The sequence below is a fragment of the Blastococcus sp. Marseille-P5729 genome, from assembly GCF_900292035.1.
GTDB lineage: Bacteria > Actinomycetota > Actinomycetes > Mycobacteriales > Antricoccaceae > Cumulibacter.
Genome location: NZ_OMPO01000001.1, coordinates 553,080 through 569,159 on the forward strand (window position 1 = coordinate 553,080; position 16,080 = coordinate 569,159).

17 protein-coding genes are annotated in these 16,080 nt (G+C 69.8%); 2 read left to right on the forward strand and 15 right to left on the reverse strand.

Going from position 1 to position 16,080, the window contains the following annotated elements:
* Positions 1 to 22: 22 nt before the first annotated feature.
* A complete protein-coding gene (locus DAA40_RS02665; RefSeq protein WP_106848170.1) occupies positions 23 to 694 on the reverse strand; it encodes a GPP34 family phosphoprotein in 672 nt (223 codons plus the stop codon).
* 65 nt (positions 695 to 759) lie between these two features.
* On the opposite strand from DAA40_RS02665, the gene DAA40_RS02670 reads away from it, so the two are divergent.
* Entirely contained in the window at positions 760 to 1,452 is a 693-nt protein-coding gene (locus DAA40_RS02670) for a DUF6882 domain-containing protein (protein WP_106848171.1), read from the forward strand.
* 3 nt (positions 1,453 to 1,455) lie between these two features.
* On the opposite strand, the gene DAA40_RS02675 is transcribed toward DAA40_RS02670, so the two are convergent.
* The 7 genes from DAA40_RS02675 to DAA40_RS02700 all read right to left on the reverse strand — a co-directional run bounded on the left by DAA40_RS02675 (position 1,456) and on the right by DAA40_RS02700 (position 6,899).
* Positions 1,456 to 2,187, reverse strand: a complete 732-nt coding sequence (locus DAA40_RS02675) for an EcsC family protein (protein WP_106848172.1) — start codon at positions 2,185 to 2,187, stop codon at positions 1,456 to 1,458.
* Positions 2,188 to 2,263: 76 nt separating this feature from the next.
* The gene (locus tag DAA40_RS02680) at positions 2,264 to 3,043 is read right to left on the reverse strand and encodes a CPBP family intramembrane glutamic endopeptidase (RefSeq protein WP_106848173.1); all 780 of its coding nucleotides are present in this window, start codon (positions 3,041 to 3,043) and stop codon (positions 2,264 to 2,266) included.
* Entirely contained in the window at positions 3,044 to 3,967 is a 924-nt protein-coding gene (locus tag DAA40_RS02685) for an RluA family pseudouridine synthase (RefSeq protein ID WP_106848174.1), read from the reverse strand.
* Complete coding sequence (gene lspA, locus DAA40_RS02690) at positions 3,964 to 4,527, reverse strand: signal peptidase II (protein ID WP_234356212.1); 564 nt, start codon at positions 4,525 to 4,527, stop codon at positions 3,964 to 3,966. The genes DAA40_RS02685 and lspA overlap by 4 nt, the downstream gene beginning before the upstream one ends.
* 44 nt (positions 4,528 to 4,571) lie before the next feature.
* Positions 4,572 to 5,234, reverse strand: a complete 663-nt coding sequence (locus tag DAA40_RS02695; RefSeq protein WP_199849473.1) for a TraR/DksA C4-type zinc finger protein — start codon at positions 5,232 to 5,234, stop codon at positions 4,572 to 4,574.
* A gap of 172 nt (positions 5,235 to 5,406) precedes the next feature.
* Entirely contained in the window at positions 5,407 to 6,063 is a 657-nt protein-coding gene (locus DAA40_RS16820) for a cation:proton antiporter (protein ID WP_255413467.1), read from the reverse strand.
* On the reverse strand, positions 6,063 to 6,899 hold the full coding sequence (locus DAA40_RS02700; RefSeq protein WP_255413442.1) for a cation:proton antiporter: 837 nt from the start codon (positions 6,897 to 6,899) through the stop codon (positions 6,063 to 6,065). Before DAA40_RS02700 ends, DAA40_RS16820 begins: the two co-directional genes overlap by 1 nt.
* Positions 6,900 to 7,216: 317 nt before the next feature.
* On the opposite strand from DAA40_RS02700, the gene ileS reads away from it, so the two are divergent.
* A complete protein-coding gene (gene ileS / locus DAA40_RS02705; protein ID WP_106848176.1) occupies positions 7,217 to 10,378 on the forward strand; it encodes an isoleucine--tRNA ligase in 3,162 nt (1,053 codons plus the stop codon).
* Between the two features lie 81 nt (positions 10,379 to 10,459).
* Here the strand turns inward: ileS and DAA40_RS02710 are convergent, their stop codons facing one another.
* The 7 genes from DAA40_RS02710 to DAA40_RS02740 form a co-directional block, all read right to left on the reverse strand.
* Positions 10,460 to 11,374 carry a DivIVA domain-containing protein gene (locus DAA40_RS02710; RefSeq protein WP_106848177.1) on the reverse strand — a complete coding sequence of 305 codons (915 nt, stop codon included), beginning with the start codon at positions 11,372 to 11,374 and terminating at the stop codon, positions 10,460 to 10,462.
* Between the two features lie 79 nt (positions 11,375 to 11,453).
* Positions 11,454 to 11,732, reverse strand: coding sequence for a YggT family protein (locus DAA40_RS02715; RefSeq protein WP_106848178.1), 279 nt, complete (start codon positions 11,730 to 11,732; stop codon positions 11,454 to 11,456).
* 18 nt (positions 11,733 to 11,750) lie between these two features.
* Positions 11,751 to 12,332 (reverse strand): cell division protein SepF, encoded by a 582-nt coding sequence (locus DAA40_RS16880; protein ID WP_106848179.1) that lies wholly within the window; start codon positions 12,330 to 12,332, stop codon positions 11,751 to 11,753.
* A 68-nt stretch (positions 12,333 to 12,400) separates the two neighbouring features.
* The gene (locus tag DAA40_RS02725) at positions 12,401 to 13,165 is read right to left on the reverse strand and encodes a YggS family pyridoxal phosphate-dependent enzyme (RefSeq protein ID WP_106848180.1); all 765 of its coding nucleotides are present in this window, start codon (positions 13,163 to 13,165) and stop codon (positions 12,401 to 12,403) included.
* Positions 13,162 to 13,899, reverse strand: coding sequence for a peptidoglycan editing factor PgeF (pgeF, locus tag DAA40_RS02730; protein WP_106848181.1), 738 nt, complete (start codon positions 13,897 to 13,899; stop codon positions 13,162 to 13,164). The genes DAA40_RS02725 and pgeF overlap by 4 nt, the downstream gene beginning before the upstream one ends.
* A gap of 10 nt (positions 13,900 to 13,909) precedes the next feature.
* Complete coding sequence (gene ftsZ, locus DAA40_RS02735; RefSeq protein WP_106848182.1) at positions 13,910 to 15,262, reverse strand: cell division protein FtsZ; 1,353 nt, start codon at positions 15,260 to 15,262, stop codon at positions 13,910 to 13,912.
* A 212-nt stretch (positions 15,263 to 15,474) separates the two neighbouring features.
* The gene (locus tag DAA40_RS02740) at positions 15,475 to 16,074 is read right to left on the reverse strand and encodes a peroxidase-related enzyme (protein ID WP_106848183.1); all 600 of its coding nucleotides are present in this window, start codon (positions 16,072 to 16,074) and stop codon (positions 15,475 to 15,477) included.
* Positions 16,075 to 16,080: the final 6 nt, after the last annotated feature.

Below are 16,080 nucleotides of genomic sequence, written 5' to 3' on the forward strand. Positions count from 1 at the left end.
GAAGCACGCTCGCCGGGAGGCCTCAGCCGGTGTCGGTCCCGTCGCCGCCGTTGGCCGCCACCGCCAGCGACCCCACGAGCGCGCCCGTCATCTGCGTGATGGTCCGCCCGATCGCGTCGGCGTCCGGGAGCCGGTCGGCGACGGTGTCGATCCGCTCCTCCAGCTCCGCCGGCGACAGCTGCCCCACCTCCTCGCGAAGCACCTTCGGTGCGTGCCCGACCCCCTGCAGCAGGGTCAGCAGGACGACGTCAGCGGGCCGCGGCTCGTCACCGGCGAGCACGCCCGCCAGCCGGGCCCGGATTGCCCGTTCCGGGGCCGGGTCGACCACCGGGTGCCGCTCGGGCATCAGTCCCAGGATCTTTCGCGGCCTGATCGTGATGATCCGGGCGTCGGCCAACGAGCTGACCACCGCCTTCTCGGGATTGACGCGCCGGTCCATCAGCAGCGTGGAGAGCCGTTTGCCGTCACGCTCGACGATCCGCGCCAGCGAGCGGTCCAGCACCGGGTTGCCGGTCGGCTCCGGCGACCTGACCCGCCCCCGCGGGTCGTCGCCGTCCTCGAGCTCCAGCCGGCCGGCGAGCATCAGATCACCGATGACCGCCCCGCCCATCCCGTAGGGCTTGTAGACCCCCAGGCTCTCGGGCATGCCGTCGTCCTTGGTCAGCAGCAAGAACAGCTCCTCGCAGATCAGCATGCGCTCACCGTAGCCAGCGCCGATCCCGAGCGGGAGCCAGCACGCCGCCTGGATAGCCTGAGATCGTGATTTCGCCGGAGACCTTCAGCCGCCCCACTCTCGACATCATCGCCGCCGCCTACGCAGCCGTCGTCGTGGAGCGGCAGCTGCAGCTGGAGTCGCAGGTCGAGCTCGGCGAATGGGGCGCCGATCTGGATCGCTGCGAGCTGACGCTCGGTCGACGGGCGCTGCGGGTGCAGCTGCTCGCCAGCAGCGACGACCGGGCCGGCACCTGGCAGTGGTCGTGGGACTCCACCCGGTACGGGCCGCAGCATCCCGCCGCGCAGGCAGCGACCGCGCTGGTCGACATCGGGCGCGAGTTCGACGTCCCCGAGCTCGCCACCGGGACCATCCGCCTTTCGGGCGTGTACGACGCCGGGCACGGGCCGGGGCACACGATCGCCTTCGCGGCGTGCGGGCTGCTGGCTGCCGACGCTTACTACCCGGCGCCGTACGACGGCGGCACCGCGTGGTTGCTCATCGACGACGACCATCTCGCCCCACCCCGGCCGGCAGCCGGCGAAGCGGTGCGGCTGATCGCGGCCGCGACGACGATGTTCCCGCACCAGGGCCGGCTCACCGTGGAGACCTACCTCGGGGTGCACGGCCTGCCCGCCAGCGAACGCGGCAGCCAGCTGATCGCGCAGCTGCCGGACGGGCCGGTCACCTTCACCTTCGACGACCTCGACCGCGTGGTGTCGGTCGAGGCGGGTGACTGAGTCTCAGGAGGTCGCCGCGGCCGGTGCGGCCACCGGGAACTCGCGACGTGCCTGGTCGGCGATCTTCTTCATCATGTAGCCGTCCAGGCCCCCGCCGAAGATGCCGCCAAGCATCGGCACGGCCCGGCCGAACCGGGAGAAGAGCTTCTCGCCGAAGCTGCGCAGCAGCCGGAAGCCGATCGCCTTGTTGATGACCATGGTGCCCGCCGGTGGCACCTGCTTGAGGGCCATCGCCGTCAGCCGGCCGCCTCCGGCAGCGACCGGGATCCCGGCGTCCTTGAGGACCTGCTCGGAGTTGGCGCCGACGAGCGTCAGCAGGGCCGCGGTGCGGATGTGCGGCTCCGCGAGGTCATAGCCGCGCAGCGAGGCGATCGCCGCGGTCATCCGGGTGGCCTGCACGTAGAACTCGAAGACGTTGACCGGGATCGCCAGCGGCATGGTGAAGAAGCCGCCGAGGCCGGTCAGCAGCCCGCCGCCCCCACCGCCGATGACGTGCTTGCGGACGACCTTGTCGATCGCCTCCTCGACGTCACCCTTGGCGTCCTTGGCCGCCTCCTGTGCCACCGTCGCAGCGGGTTCCAGCGGCCCCAGCCCGTCGATGCCGATGTCGAGCAGTCCCCGCACCAGACGGTTGACCGCGCCGTCGTCCGCCGTCCCGTCCTTGGCGGCCTCCAGCGCTGAGGTGGTGTTCTCCAGCTGGTCCTTTCGCGGTTTGAACAGATCCAACAGGCCCATGAAGCGACTCCTTTTTCCTTCGCGGTGACCCAGCCCAGCAGTCATGCCCACCCGGGCGAGATCTCAATCACGCGGCTCAGATCCTCCCCGGGCGAGCCACGTCGCGTGCGGTGTTTCCGACCACCAGGCGGCCCAGGCTGATCGCGCGCAGGTCGATCAGAGCGTGCACCAGCACGGGGGCCAGCAGCGAGCCGGTCACGATGTAGAGCCCGCCCAGGGCGAGCCCGACGAAGAAGGTCACGACGACCCCTGGCGCCCCCTGGTAGAGGTGTGCCAGCGCGAAGACCACGGCCGCACCCACCACGCACACCCACACCGGCGCGGCCGGCAGCACGGCCGCGAGGACGGCGACGAGAAAGCCACGGAAGACCAGTTCCTCACAGAGTCCCGCCGTCACCGACACGATCGCAAACAGCCGCCGCTCGACCGGGGTGCGCGGGAGCATCGCCAGCACCCCCTCCCCCGCCGTGGGAAGGTCGGCGCCGATCGGCACGCGCGTCGCCTGCCTGCTGGTGGCCAGGAGCACGGCGAGGGCCAGCCCGATCGCGGCGACGCTCCCGAGGATGCCGGGCCACCCGGTGGGCAATCGGATGCCGACCGAGTCCCGAGATACCGCCGGCGCCAGCGCCACGGTCGCCAGGCACAGGCCGGCCAGCGCCCACTCCAGGATCAGCAGCCGCCGATACAACCAGCGGCGCGCGCTGTCCACCCGACGCTCCGCGGCTTCGAAGCGACGGTGCAGCACCAGCCCCACGAACGGCTCGGCCACGATGAGATACCCGGTGATGATCAGCGCGGCTGCGGTAGCCGACCCGAAGTCCGGCAGCCCACCCGGGACGACGGAGCGATCGATCATCTAGTCCTCGCGCAGCACATCGAGCGCATGCTGCAGATCGGGCGGGTACGGGCTCTGGAAGCTCACCCACCGGCCGTCCGCCGGATGCGCGAACGCGAGACGATGCGCCTGCAGCCACTGCCGCTGCAGATCGAGGCGGGCACTGATGCTCGGATCGGCGCCGTACATGGCATCCCCGACACACGGATGTCTCAGCGCGGAGAAGTGCACCCGGATCTGATGCGTGCGTCCGGTCTCGAGGTGGATCTCGACCAGACTCGCCGACGGGAAGGCCTCGATCACCTCGTAGTGCGTGATCGAGTCGCGCCCTCCGGCGACGACGGCGAACTTCCAGTCATGCCGAGGATGCCGGCCGATCGGCGCGTCGATGGTGCCGCTCGTCGGGTCGGGATGACCCTGCACGATCGCGTGGTAGACCTTCTCGACGGTCCGCTGCTTGAATGCCTGCTTCAGCACCGTGTAGGCCCGCTCGGACTTCGCCACCACCATCAGACCCGTCGTGCCCGCATCGAGCCGGTGCACGACGCCGCGCCGTTCCTCCGCGCCGCTGGTCGACACGCGATGCCCCATGGCCAGCACTCCGCCGATGACCGTCGGCCCGTCCCAGCCGGGGCTGGGATGCGCGGCGACGCCGGCCGGCTTGTCGACCACGACGATGTCGTCGTCGGCGTAGATCAGGCTCATCCCGTCGACCGGCGACTCGTCCAGCAGTGCGCCGCGGTCGGCGTCCGGCAGGGTCACGTCGAGCAGGCTGCCGGCGACCAGCCGGTCTGACTTGCCGACCTCGGCGCCGTCCTGCAGCACCCCGCCGGTCGCGCAGATCTCCGCGGCGAGGGTCCGGGATATCCCCAGCAGTCGGGACAGCCCGGCATCGACGCGCATGCCCTCGAGCCCGTCGGGCACCGGCAGGAAACGGGAGCTCACGACCCTGCTGCCTCAGCCTCAGCGTCCTTTGCGCGGGTGCCGTCGATGTCGAGCCCCAGAACAGCCAGCAACCCGGCGAGGATCCCGCCGCACACGATGCAGATGTCGGCGACGTTGAAGATCGGGAAGAACTGCCCGTAGGGATCGAGCACGCTGAAGAAGTCGATCACCGCACCGCGGAACGGCCCGGGATGGCGGAACAGCCGATCGATGAGGTTGCCCGCCGCGCCGCCCAGGATCAGGCCGAGCGCCCATGCCCACGGTGTCGAGCGCACCTTGCGCGATATGAAAAGGATCCCGGCGATCACCGTGAGCATGATGATCGTGATGATCACGGTGAAGTCGGTGCCCAGCGAGAACGCCGCGCCGGTGTTGCGCGCGAGGGTGAGATAGAGCGCCCCTCCGGCAAGACGCAACGGCTCGCGTCCGGTGAGCGATTCCACCGCCCACAGCTTGGTGGCCAGATCGACGACCAGGATCACCGCCGCGATGCTCAGCAGCAGGATGGTGCGGCGGTATGTGACGGCGGGGGACGCGTCGGTCTCGGCAGATGAGGGCACGGCGTCGATTATCGCCTAGGACGACCAGCAGCGGCGCGGTGCCGCTAGCGACGCTCCTCGCGTGCCTTGCACTTCACGCACAGCGTGGCCTGCGGGAAGGCCTGCAACCGCGCCTTGGGGATCATGTCCCCACAGCTCTCGCAGACCCCGTAGGTTCCGGCCTCGATACGCGACAGCGCGCGCTCCATCTGCGAGATGAGATCGAGCCGGTTGTTGGCGATCGACATCTCTTGCTCTCGCTCGAACGTCTTCGCACCGGCGTCCGCCGGGTCGTCGCCTGCGGAGTCCTGCCCGGCGGTCTTGAGCTCCTCGAGCACCGCCATCGACTCCTGGTACTCCTGCCGCACGCGGTCGAGCTCGGCGGTGATCAGCCCGGTGAACTCCTTGATGTCGGCCGCGCTGAGGGTGGACTTGGGAGTGTCTGCCGGGGCCGCGGCGGTCGCGGCAGCGCTCTTCTTCGCGGGGGCCTTCGACGAGCTGGCCTTGGCCGGTGCCTTCGCAGGAGTCTTCTTGGCCGGCGCCTTCTTCGCGGGGGCCTTGGCAGTGGACTTTGCGGCGGTCTTCTTGGCAGCCGTCTTCTTGGCAGCCGTCTTCTTAGCCGGCGCCTTCTTCGCGGGCGACTTCGTGGCCGCAGAGCCGACCTTCTCGGTTGCCTTCTTCGCCGGCGACTTGGCCGCGGCCTTGGTGGTCTTGGTCTGCGCTGCCACGCGGGATCCCCATCTACGTAGACAGACATCCCGCGCCAGGCGGCGTCGGGATGTCACTGTTGACGTGGAGGGTACGCATCGCATAGCGATTCTTCAATGGCCCACGCGGGTGGGTTGCCATGGATCACAGTCGACCGCACATCCCGACCGCCTCGTGTGACGCGCGCTCGCCTTACGGCCGCTCAGCGCCGTCATCGCCGAACCACCCGGCCAGCCGACCCGAGCGGGCAACCGCACGAAGTCGCCGCTCGGTCGCCTCGCGCTGGTCGCTGGCCACGACGACGAGCAGCTGGTCACCGGTACGGATCATCGTGGCGCGGTCCGGGACGATGCGGTTGGTCTCGCGGATGATCAGGCTCACCATCGACGCCGGCGGGAGCCGAAGGTCGGCGATGTACACGCCGCTGAGACGGGACGCCTCCGGCACATCCACCGTCATCAGGTCGGCGGCCATCTCGTCCAGCACGGCGACCTCCACCTCGAGATCACGGGTCTGCGCCGAGCCGGTGAGCCGCAGCCGGGAGGCGACCCACGGCAGCGTGGTCCCCTGGAGGAGAGTGAAGACGACCACGAGCACGAACACCATGTGCAGGATCGGCCACGCTCCATCGAGCCCGTTCGATATCGGAATGGTGGCCAGCACGATGGGCACCGCGCCGCGTAGGCCGGCCCAGGAGAAGAACACCTGCTCACGAAGGGTCACCCGGCGCCCGAGCGAGGCGATCGCGACCGAGATCGGCCGGGCCACGGCCAGCAGCACGATGCCGACCAGCAAGGCGGGCACCAGCACCTCTGGGATCTCCCGCGGGTACACCAGGAGCCCCAGCATCACGAACAGGCCGATCTGCGCCAGCCAGGCGAGCGCCTCGGCAAAGCCGATGACCGCGCGCTGAACGGCAGGTTCGCGTTGCCCAGGACCACGCCCGCCACGTAGACGCTCAAGAATCCGCTCGCGTGCGAGACCGCCGCCACCTCGTAGGCCAGCAGCAGGAGCGCGACCGCCATCAGGGCGTACAGCCCGGCCGACGGCAGCGCTCCCCGCCGCATCAGCCAGGCACCGGCCCTGCCGATCAGCAGGCCGATCAGCAGGCCGGCCAGGAGCTCGTAGCCGATCAGCAGCGCGATCTGCCACCACGGCAGCACCTCCGAGAGCGGAACCGACAGGAAGGTCACCAGCAGGATCACCGGCGCGTCGTTCAGGCCCGACTCGAGCTCAAGGGCGCCGGTCACCTTCGGCGGCAGGCCGAGCCGGCGCAGCACCGAGAACACCGCGGCGGCGTCCGTCGAGGAGATGACCGCGCCGATCACCACCGCGACCTGCCAGCTCATCCCGAGGACGGCGATCATGAACGTCGCCATCACGACGACGCTCACCGCGACCGCGACCGTGGACAGCGCCAGGCCCAGGGCCAGATGCGGTCGGACGTCACGCCACCGGGTGGTCAGCCCGCCCTCGGCCAGGATCACGACGAGCGCAAGCGTGCCAAGGTCCTTCGCGACGTCGGCGTCGTGCCACTCCGGGCTGATGCCCGAGGAGCCGACCACGACACCGAGCGCCAGGTAGAGCAGCAACGACGGAAACCCGAGATAGGTCGTGATGCGGACGGCCAGGATCGCTACGAGCACGACGACGGTCGCGATCAGCAGCGTCACCGTCAACCCCATGCCCGGGACATTATCGCCGTCCGAGCCCGGGCGGGTATCGTGTGTAGCGCGAAGTGCGACGGTGTCGATCGGGACAGTAGCCGCGTTTCCGGCTGAAGAGCGACCAGGGTTGGTGTGAGCCTGGCAGCCGGCCACGGTGAACATCACCCGGGAGCCGCCGGAGGAAAGCCGCCAGGCGAGTAGAACCGGCCACGATCGCGTGAATCAAGCGGGCCTGCCACGGCAGGCCAACGAGGGTGGTACCGCGGCCACCCCCGCCGGCCCGGCGGGCGTCGTCCCTCGATCACGAGCACTGATCGCTAGAGGACGCATCACCGATGGCCAAAGCCACGCCCCTTCCCCACAAGGTCGACCTGCCCGCGCTTGATCACGAAATCCTGGCGCGTTGGGAGTCCGGCGACGTCTTCGCCCGCTCGGTCGAGCGCACCAAGGACGGCGCGCCATGGGTCTTCTACGAGGGACCGCCGACGGCCAACGGCCAGCCGGGCGTGCACCACGTCGAGGCCCGCGTCTTCAAGGACCTTTATCCGCGCTACCGCACCATGAAGGGCTACTCGGTCCCCCGCCGCGCCGGCTGGGACTGCCACGGGCTGCCGGTCGAGATCGCGGTGGAGAAGGAGCTCGGGTTCTCCGGCAAGCCCGACATCGAGCGGTACGGCATCGAGGCCTTCAACGCCAAGTGCCGCGAGTCCGTGCAGCGTCACGTCGACGCCTTCGTCGACCTCACCCACCGCATGGGCTACTGGACGAACATCGAGGACGCCTATTGGACGATGAACCCGTCATACGTCCAGTCGGTGTGGTGGGCGCTCAAGCAGACCTTCGAGGCGGGTCTGCTGGTCAAGGACCACCGCATCACGCCGTATTGCCCGCGGTGCGGCACCGGGCTGTCCGACCACGAGGTCTCGCAGGGCTACGAGACGGTCACCGACCCCTCGGTCACCGTCCGCTTCCAGCTGACCGAGGCGCCCAGTGAGATCGAGGACGCCGACCTGCTGGTGTGGACCACCACCCCGTGGACCCTCGTCTCGAACACCGCCGTCGCGGTGCACCCCGACGTCGAGTACGTCGTCGCCCGCGGCGCGGAGTTCACCGCAGCGGACCGCTCGGTCGTCCTGGCCCGCCCACTGCTGCAGGCGGTCCTCGGCGAGGGCGCCGAGGTGCTGTCGTCGCTGCCGGGTCGCGACCTGGAGCGCGCCCGCCACCGGCGGCCGGTCGAGCTGCTGGCCCGGCCGGAGGGCGCCGACGGGCACTACGTCGTCCTGGCCGACTACGTCACCACCGACGACGGCACCGGCCTGGTCCACCAGGCGCCGGCGTTCGGGGCCGACGACATGGCCATCTGCAAGCAGTACGGGCTGCCGATCCTCAACCCGGTGCGGCCCGACGGCACCTTCGAGCCCGAGCTCGATCTCATCGGCGGTGGGTTCTTCAAGACCGCGGACAAGGCGCTGATGCGCGACCTGAGACAGCGCGGACTGCTATTCCGCTTCCAGCAGTACGAGCACTCCTACCCGCACTGCTGGCGCTGCCACACGGCGCTGCTGTACTACGCGCTGCCCTCCTGGTACGTGCGCACCACGGCCCGCAAGAACGAGCTGCTGCGCGAGAACGAGCGCACCAACTGGGTGCCTGAGTCGGTCAAGCACGGCCGCTACGGCGACTGGTTGACCAACAACATCGACTGGGCGCTCTCCCGCGACCGGTACTGGGGAACGCCGCTGCCGATCTGGGTCAATGACGCGGACGAGACGAAGATGGTCTGCATCGGCTCACTGGCAGAGCTCGGCGAGTACGCCGACCGCGACCTGTCCGAGCTCGACCCGCACCGCCCGTTCATCGACGAGGTCACCTTCACCATCGACGGCGAGGAGGGAACCTACCGCCGCGTCCCGCAGGTGATCGATGCGTGGTACGACTCCGGCTCCATGCCGTTCGGGCAGCTGGGCTTTCCGCACGCGCCGGGCTCTGCCGAGGAGCTCGAGCGGACCTACCCGGCCGACTACATCTGCGAGGCGATCGACCAGACCCGCGGCTGGTTCTACTCGCTGATGGCGGTCGGGACGACGGTCTTCGATCGCTCGTCCTACAAGAACGTGCTGTGCCTGGGACACATCGTCGACCAGGACGGCAAGAAGATGAGCAAGCATCTCGGCAACATCATGCTGCCCATCCCGCTGATGGACAAGCACGGCGCCGACGGCCTGCGGTGGCTGATGCTGTGCGTCGGCAACCCCTCGGCCACCCGGCGGGTAGGTGACGAGCTGATCAGCGAGGTGGTACGCAAGGTGCTGCTCACCTACTGGAACACGGCGTCCTTCCTGACCCTGTACGCCGACGCCAACGACCTCGACCTGGCCGAGGTGCTGCGCGACGCGCCCCCAGTCGCGCAGCGGCCCTCGCTGGACCGATGGCTGATCTCCGAGCTGCACGAGACGATCAAGGTGGTCGATGAGTCGCTGGAGGTGTTCGACTCCACCCGCGCCGGACGCCGGATCACCCAGTTCATCGACGACATGTCGAACTGGTACGTGCGGCGCTCGCGGCGCCGGTTCTGGGACGGCGAGCTGTCTGCGATGGCGACGCTGACCGAGGCGATCGAGCGGCTCACCCTGGTGATGGCGCCGTTCGTGCCGTTCATCACCGAAAAGGTGTGGGACTCGATCGTGCGGGCTGCCCGCCCCGAGGCTCCGGACTCGGTGCACCTGGCCGACTGGCCGGAGCACGACCCGGCGCTGATCGACGCCGACCTGTCGGCCGACCTCGCGCAGGTGCGCCGCCTGGTCGACCTCGGCCGTTCGGCCCGCACCGCGTCGAAGGTGCGCACCCGTCAGCCGCTGGGCCGCGCCTTGGTGGGCGCAGCAGGCTACGCCCGGTTGTCCGAGGAGCTCAAGGCGGAGGTCGCCGACGAGCTCAACGTGCTGTCGGTGCAGCCGCTGGGCGATGCCTCCGGCGAGCTCGTCGACGTGTCCGTCAAGGCGAACTTCCGCAGCCTGGCCAAGCGACTGGGCGGCAAGGTGCAGGACGCGGCGAAGCAGATCGCCGCCGCCGACCCGGCCACATTGGCCGGCGAGCTGCGGGCCGGCACGGCCACGATCGACATCGACGGCGCACCGTTCGCGCTGGAGACCGAGGATGTCATCGTGACCGAGACGCCGCAGGAAGGGTGGGCGGTGCACAGCGAGGGCGGAGAGAGCGTCGCGCTGGACCTGGAGATCACCGACGAGCTGCGTGCGGCCGGTCTGTCCCGAGAGGCGATCAGGCTGATCCAGGACGCCCGCAAGAACGCGGGCCTGGACGTCTCGGACCGGATCGCGCTGACGTGGAGCGCCGAGGGCGAGCTGGCGACCGCCGTCCGCGAGCACGCCGACCGGATCGCCGACGAGGTGCTGGCGACCTCGGTGAGCGAGGGTGCGTTGGAGCGCGATCCTGACAGCGCCGACGATGCGCTGCGCGTCTGGGTCACCAAGCAGCAGTAGCCGCAGGACGACAATGCCCGCAACCAGGCAGGGCCGCACCCGACGGGTGCGGCCCTAGCGTGGTCCGGGGTGCTGCTGTGCTCAGCGGCTGTCGCTCGAGCCGACGAAGCCGGAGACCTGGCCGTTGCCGGCGCCGGGGGCGCCGTCCGGGGCAAGCGGAGGCAGCTCGTCGATCTCCTTGAGCTGGTTGGACAGGTAGCCGTGCATCCGGGTGCGGTAGGACTGCTCGAACTCGCGCAGACCCTCGATCCGCCGCTCCAGGGCGCTCTTGCGCTCGTCGAGTGCCCGGAGAATGTCGGCCTGCTTGCGCTCGGCGGCGGCGGTGAGCTCCTGGGCCCGCTCCTGGGCGGCCTTCTCGGTCGCGGCAGCCTTGTTCTGGGAGTCGCTGAGCAGGGCCGCAGCATTCGTACGCACCTCGGTGAGGTGCCGTTCAGCCTCCTTCTTGGCCCGGCTGACGGTGTCGTCGTGCTCCTGCTGAGCGGTCGTGCGCAACTCCTCGGCCTTGGCCTGGGCCTCGGCCAGCTCGCGGTCGGCCTTCTCCTTCGCCTCGTTGACGTGACGGTCGGCAGTCTCGGTCGCCAGCGCCAGGATCCGTGAGGCCTGGATGTGCTCGTCCATCGCCGAGGCGGGCTTGGCCGGCTCCGGTTCAGGTTCGGGCTCCGGGTCGGGAGCAGGCTCGGGCTCGGGGGCCGGCTCGGGCTCGGGAGCGGGCGCGGCCGGCTCCTGGGCGCGGTCGGCCTCGGCGGCGTTGTCGGCCAGCACCGAGTAGTGACCGGTCGAGCTCGAAGGGGCGCTCTCGCTTGCCGGGCGCCCGGCAAGCTGGTTCTCCAGGTCGGCCACCTGCGAGCGAAGGTCGGCGTTCTCCTCGATCAGACGGGCAAGCTCGGCCTCGACGAGATCAAGGAAGGCATCAACCTCTTCATCGTCGTATCCGCGCTTGCCAATCGGCGGCTTCTTGAACGCCACATTATGGACGTCGGCGGGAGTCAACGGCATGGTACGTCCTTCTTCACTCAGTGCGGGCTTGACGACAGGCAGTCATGCAGCCTACGGCACAAGCGTCCTGTCCGCGCGCTCATCGGGTGAATCTCAACAGCAGGCTGAGAACCAATACTAGAACCATGAAGCCTATATCGATCCGGGCGCCCCCGATGGCTACGGGAGGTATCACCCGTCTCACTAGTTTCACCGGTGGATCGGTGACCGTGTAGACCCCGTCGATCGCGACCGCTGCGGGGCCGGAGGGCAGCCACCGGCGCGCACCGACCCGCACCCAGTCGAGGACCAAGCGAGTCCACAGCAGGATCAGCAGGACGAACAGCGCCAGGTGCAGGGTCTGCCAGAAAATGCTCACGTAATGATTGTGCGAGAACTAGCCGCGTGAGGGGTAGCGACCGTCCGCGATTCGGGCCTTGTCCTCAGCGGTGACCTTGACCTTTTGCGGCGACAGCAGGAAGACCTTGGTGGTCACCCGCTCGATCGAGCCGCGCAGCCCGAAGGTGAGCCCGGCCGCGAAGTCGACCAGGCGCTTGGCGTCGGCGTCCTCCATGTCGGTCAGGTTCATGATCACCGGGTTGCCCTCGCGGAACTGCTCGCCGATGGCGCGAGCCTCGTTGTAGGTGCGCGGGTGCAGCGTGGTGATGCGGTGCTCCGCGCGCGGTGCCGGTGCAGCATCGCGGATGGCGGCGATGCGCTCGGTAGGCGACTCGTAGAGCTCCTCGGAGTCCAGGTGCGGGCGCCGCGCGATCGGCTCGTCGTCGGCCTCGTGCGCGTCGTCGGCCTCGTGATAGGCCGGCTCGTCGTCGTAGTCGTAACGATCCTCGCGGCGGCCGCGGAGGTCGCGGTCGTCCTCATAGGAGCGTGCCCGGGCAGCCGACCCGTGGGTCTCGAGCTCGCGCTCGTCATCCTCGACCAGGCCGAGGTAGACACCCATCTTTCGCATGGCACCAGTCACTCAGGACACCTTCTTCGCATCGTTAGCGGGTGCGGCGCGGACGCCGCAGGGGTCAGCTTCTGCTCGCTTTAGGCTAGTTGCCGCTCTCCGAAGAGTGCGGTTCCGACACGCACGTGCGTGGCCCCATTCGCGACGGCTGCGGGAAAGTCGCCGGTCATGCCCGCGGAGATGATGTCGGCGGCGGGGTGATCCAGACGCAGCTGCATGCTCAGCTCGGCCAGCCGGGCGAAGCATTCGCCCGGGTCGTGATCGAGCGGGGCGATAGCCATCAGCCCGGCGACCCGCAGCTCGTCGTGCTCGGCGACCCGCGCGGCCAGCTGCGACATCTCCAGCGGGTGGACTCCCCCGCGCGAGGCGGTCGAGTCGTGCTCCTCGCGGGGCGCCGCGGGGTCGAGGTTGACCTGCAGCAGCACCGGGAGCGGGGTGGCTGCGGACCAGCGGTCGGAGCCCGTCGCCGCCTTGGCGACCGCCTCGGCGACCGCCACCCGGTCGATCGAGTGCACCATGTCCGCGGCAGCGACGACCTGTTTGGCCTTGTTGCGCTGCAACCGGCCGATGAAGTGCCAGCGCGCCCGCGCAGCCAGCCCGGGATCGAGCTGTTCGACGCCGTCGCGTTTGGCGATCAGGTCCTGCGGGCGGTTCTCGCCGAGCTCGAGCAGGCCGCTGCGCAGCGCCTGCAGCGCGTACTCGGGCGGGTGGTTCTTCGTGACCGCGATCAGCGCCACTTCGCTCGGCTCACGCCCGGCCTGCACGCACGCGGCATCCAGGCGCGCGCGGAATGCCGCGATCCGCTCGTCGATCGCACCGAGCTCTTGCTCGCTGACCTCGCTCATGCCGGCTCCTCGATCCAGATGACGGCGACCTGACGCCCGGTGCGCCCATCACGACGGTAGCTGTACAGGCTCGGCTCCTCGGCGGTACAGCGGGGATCGACCTGCACGCGGTGTACGCCAAGCGCCGCCAGCTGGGCACGGAGGCCGGCCCGGAGGTCCAGGCCCGACGTGCCCTGACGGGTGCGGACGGCGCTTCCCGGCGCGACCTGCTCGACGTCGGCCTGCATCGCCGGCGGCACCTCGTAGCAGCCCCCGCAGATGGCCGGGCCGAGCAGCGCCTCGATCCGCTCGGGCTGCGCCCCCAGCTCTGCCATCTGTTCGACGGTCGCCCGGGCGATGTCCAGCCGAACCCCCTGCCGGCCGGCGTGCGCGGCGCCGACCACCCCCGCAGCGTCGTCCCACATCAGCAGCGGGACGCAGTCGGCGGTCAGGATGCTCAGCCCAAGGCCTGGCGTGCTGCTCACGAGCGCGTCGCTCATCGGCGCCGGCTGCTCGACGGGCTCGTCGACCACCTGCACGCCGCGTCCGTGCACCTGCTCCATCCACACCAGCCGCGGTGCGCCGAGCCCGATCGCCGCGCCCAGGCGGTCCCGGTTGCGGCGGACCGCGTCGGGGTCGTCGCCGACGTGGTCACCGAGGTTGAAGGCGTCGTACGGCGCGGCGCTGACGCCTCCCTGTCGAGTCGACAGCACCCGCCGGATGCGGCGGGTGCTGTCGGCCTGTTGCTCGCTCATGCGGCGCAGGCTAGTCCTTCATGAAGTCGGGGATGTCGAGCTCGTCATCGAACTCGTCCATCGGCAGCGGCCGGCGGCTGGTCGGGCGGGCAGCCGGGCCCGAGTGCGACATCGCCTCCTGCGGAACCGGCGGCCGTGCGGGCACCTCGCGCCGGCCGTTGTCGCGGACGGGTGCGGCGCCGCGCTGCTCGCGCGGGTCGCGATCGCCGTTGGCCGGCGGGCTGATCCGGACCCCGCCGAGCGGACGGTCCGCGGGCTGACGCTCGCCGCCACCCTGCGGACGATCCCCCTGGGGACGCGCGCTGGGCCGGGACGCCGCGGCCGAGGCCGGCAGCCCACCGCCCTGCCCGGGCCCGCCCTGCTGGGTGCCGATCGCGTTCGCGCGACCCGAGATCGCGCCCGGCTTGACGGCGGAGACGGGCTCCTCCTCGAACCCGGCGGCGATCACCGTGATGCGCACCTCGTCGCCGAGCGCGTCGTCGATCACGGCGCCGAAGATGATGTTCGCATCAGGGTGGGCGGCGTCCGCGATGATCGTCGCGGCCTCGTTGACCTCGAACAGGCCGAGGTCGCTGCCGCCGCACATCGAGAGGATGACGCCCTGGGCGCCGTCCATCGAGGCCTCCAGCAGCGGGCTGGCGATCGCCTGCTGGGCCGCGGTGACGGCCCGGTTCTCGCCGCGCGCCGAGCCGATGCCCATCAGCGCCGAACCCGCCCCGGACATGACCGACTTGACGTCGGCGAAGTCGAGGTTGATCAGACCGGGGGTGGTGATGAGGTCGGTGATGCCCTGCACACCCTGCAGCAGCACCTGGTCGGCCAGCCGGAAGGCGTCCATCATCGAGATGTTCCGGTCGCCCAGCTGCAGCAGCCGCTCGTTCGGAATCACGATGAGCGTGTCGCACTCGTTGCGCAGCTCCTGGATGCCGGCCTCGGCCTGGGTGGAGCGGCGCTTGCCCTCGAAGGTGAACGGGCGGGTGACCACACCGATGGTCAGCGCGCCGAGCTTGCGGGCGATGCTGGCGACGACCGGGGCGCCGCCGGTGCCGGTGCCGCCGCCCTCGCCAGCGGTCACGAAGACCATGTCGGAGCCCTTGAGGACCTCCTCGATCTCCTCGCGGTGGTCCTCGGCGGCGGTGCGGCCGACCTCGGGGTTAGCGCCGGCGCCGAGCCCCTTGGTGGCCTCGCGGCCGACGTCGAGCTTGACGTCGGCGTCCGACATCAGCAGCGCCTGGGCGTCGGTGTTGATCGCGATGAACTCGACCCCTTTGAGGCCGACCTCGATCATGCGGTTGACGGCGTTCACGCCGCCGCCGCCGACACCGACGACCTTGATGACGGCGAGGTAGTTAGGGGAGGTCATCGCGACCTTCCTTCCTGCGTTGAGTGCGTGCGTTCCATGGCCTGCCTAGCGCCCGGCGACGGCCCCCTTCCCCAGGAACCAACCGTCAACCTCAGGTAGAGGTTTATAGTTATGTCAACCTGGCGCTGTCTAGAAAGGTAGGTCAGCACCCCCGTGGATCGTGGGACGACACGCCCCGACACGCCCGATTCACGGTCGCGGAATTCGGCGGGCTACTTCTGCTTCGGTTCGCGGCCCATGGTGAAGAACTCGGCGTTGGGCTGCAGGCCGGACCAGTGCGCCAGCCGGTTGCTCATCGCGAAGAAGGCGACGATCGCGCCGACGTCGGCGACGTCCTCGTCGGACAGCCCGGCATCGCGCAGCCGCTGCTGGTCCTCGTCGGTGACCTGCGCCGGGGTCACCGCGAGCTTCACGGCTACCTCGATGACGACCTTCATGCGGTCATCGAGATCTGCCTTGCGCCAGTCGATGGCCAGCTGGTCGGCGATGTAGGGGTTCTTGGCGCGGATCCGGGCGATCGCGCCGTGCGCGATCACGCAGTAGAGGCAGTCGTTCTGGGCGCTGGTGGCCACCACGATCAGCTCGCGGTCGGCCTTGCTCAGCCCAGGGGTCTGCCGGTCGATCAAGGAGTCGTGCATCTGCATGAAGGCCCGCCACTCCTCGGGGCGGGCTGCGATGGCCCGGAAGACGTTCGGGGTGAAGCCGGACTTCTCGGTGACGTCCTTGATCTTCTCCTGGATGTCGTCGGGGAAGTCCTCGACGGCGGGGATCAGCGCACGGGTGGCGATCGTGGGGTCGTTGTGCAGTGCCATGGCAGC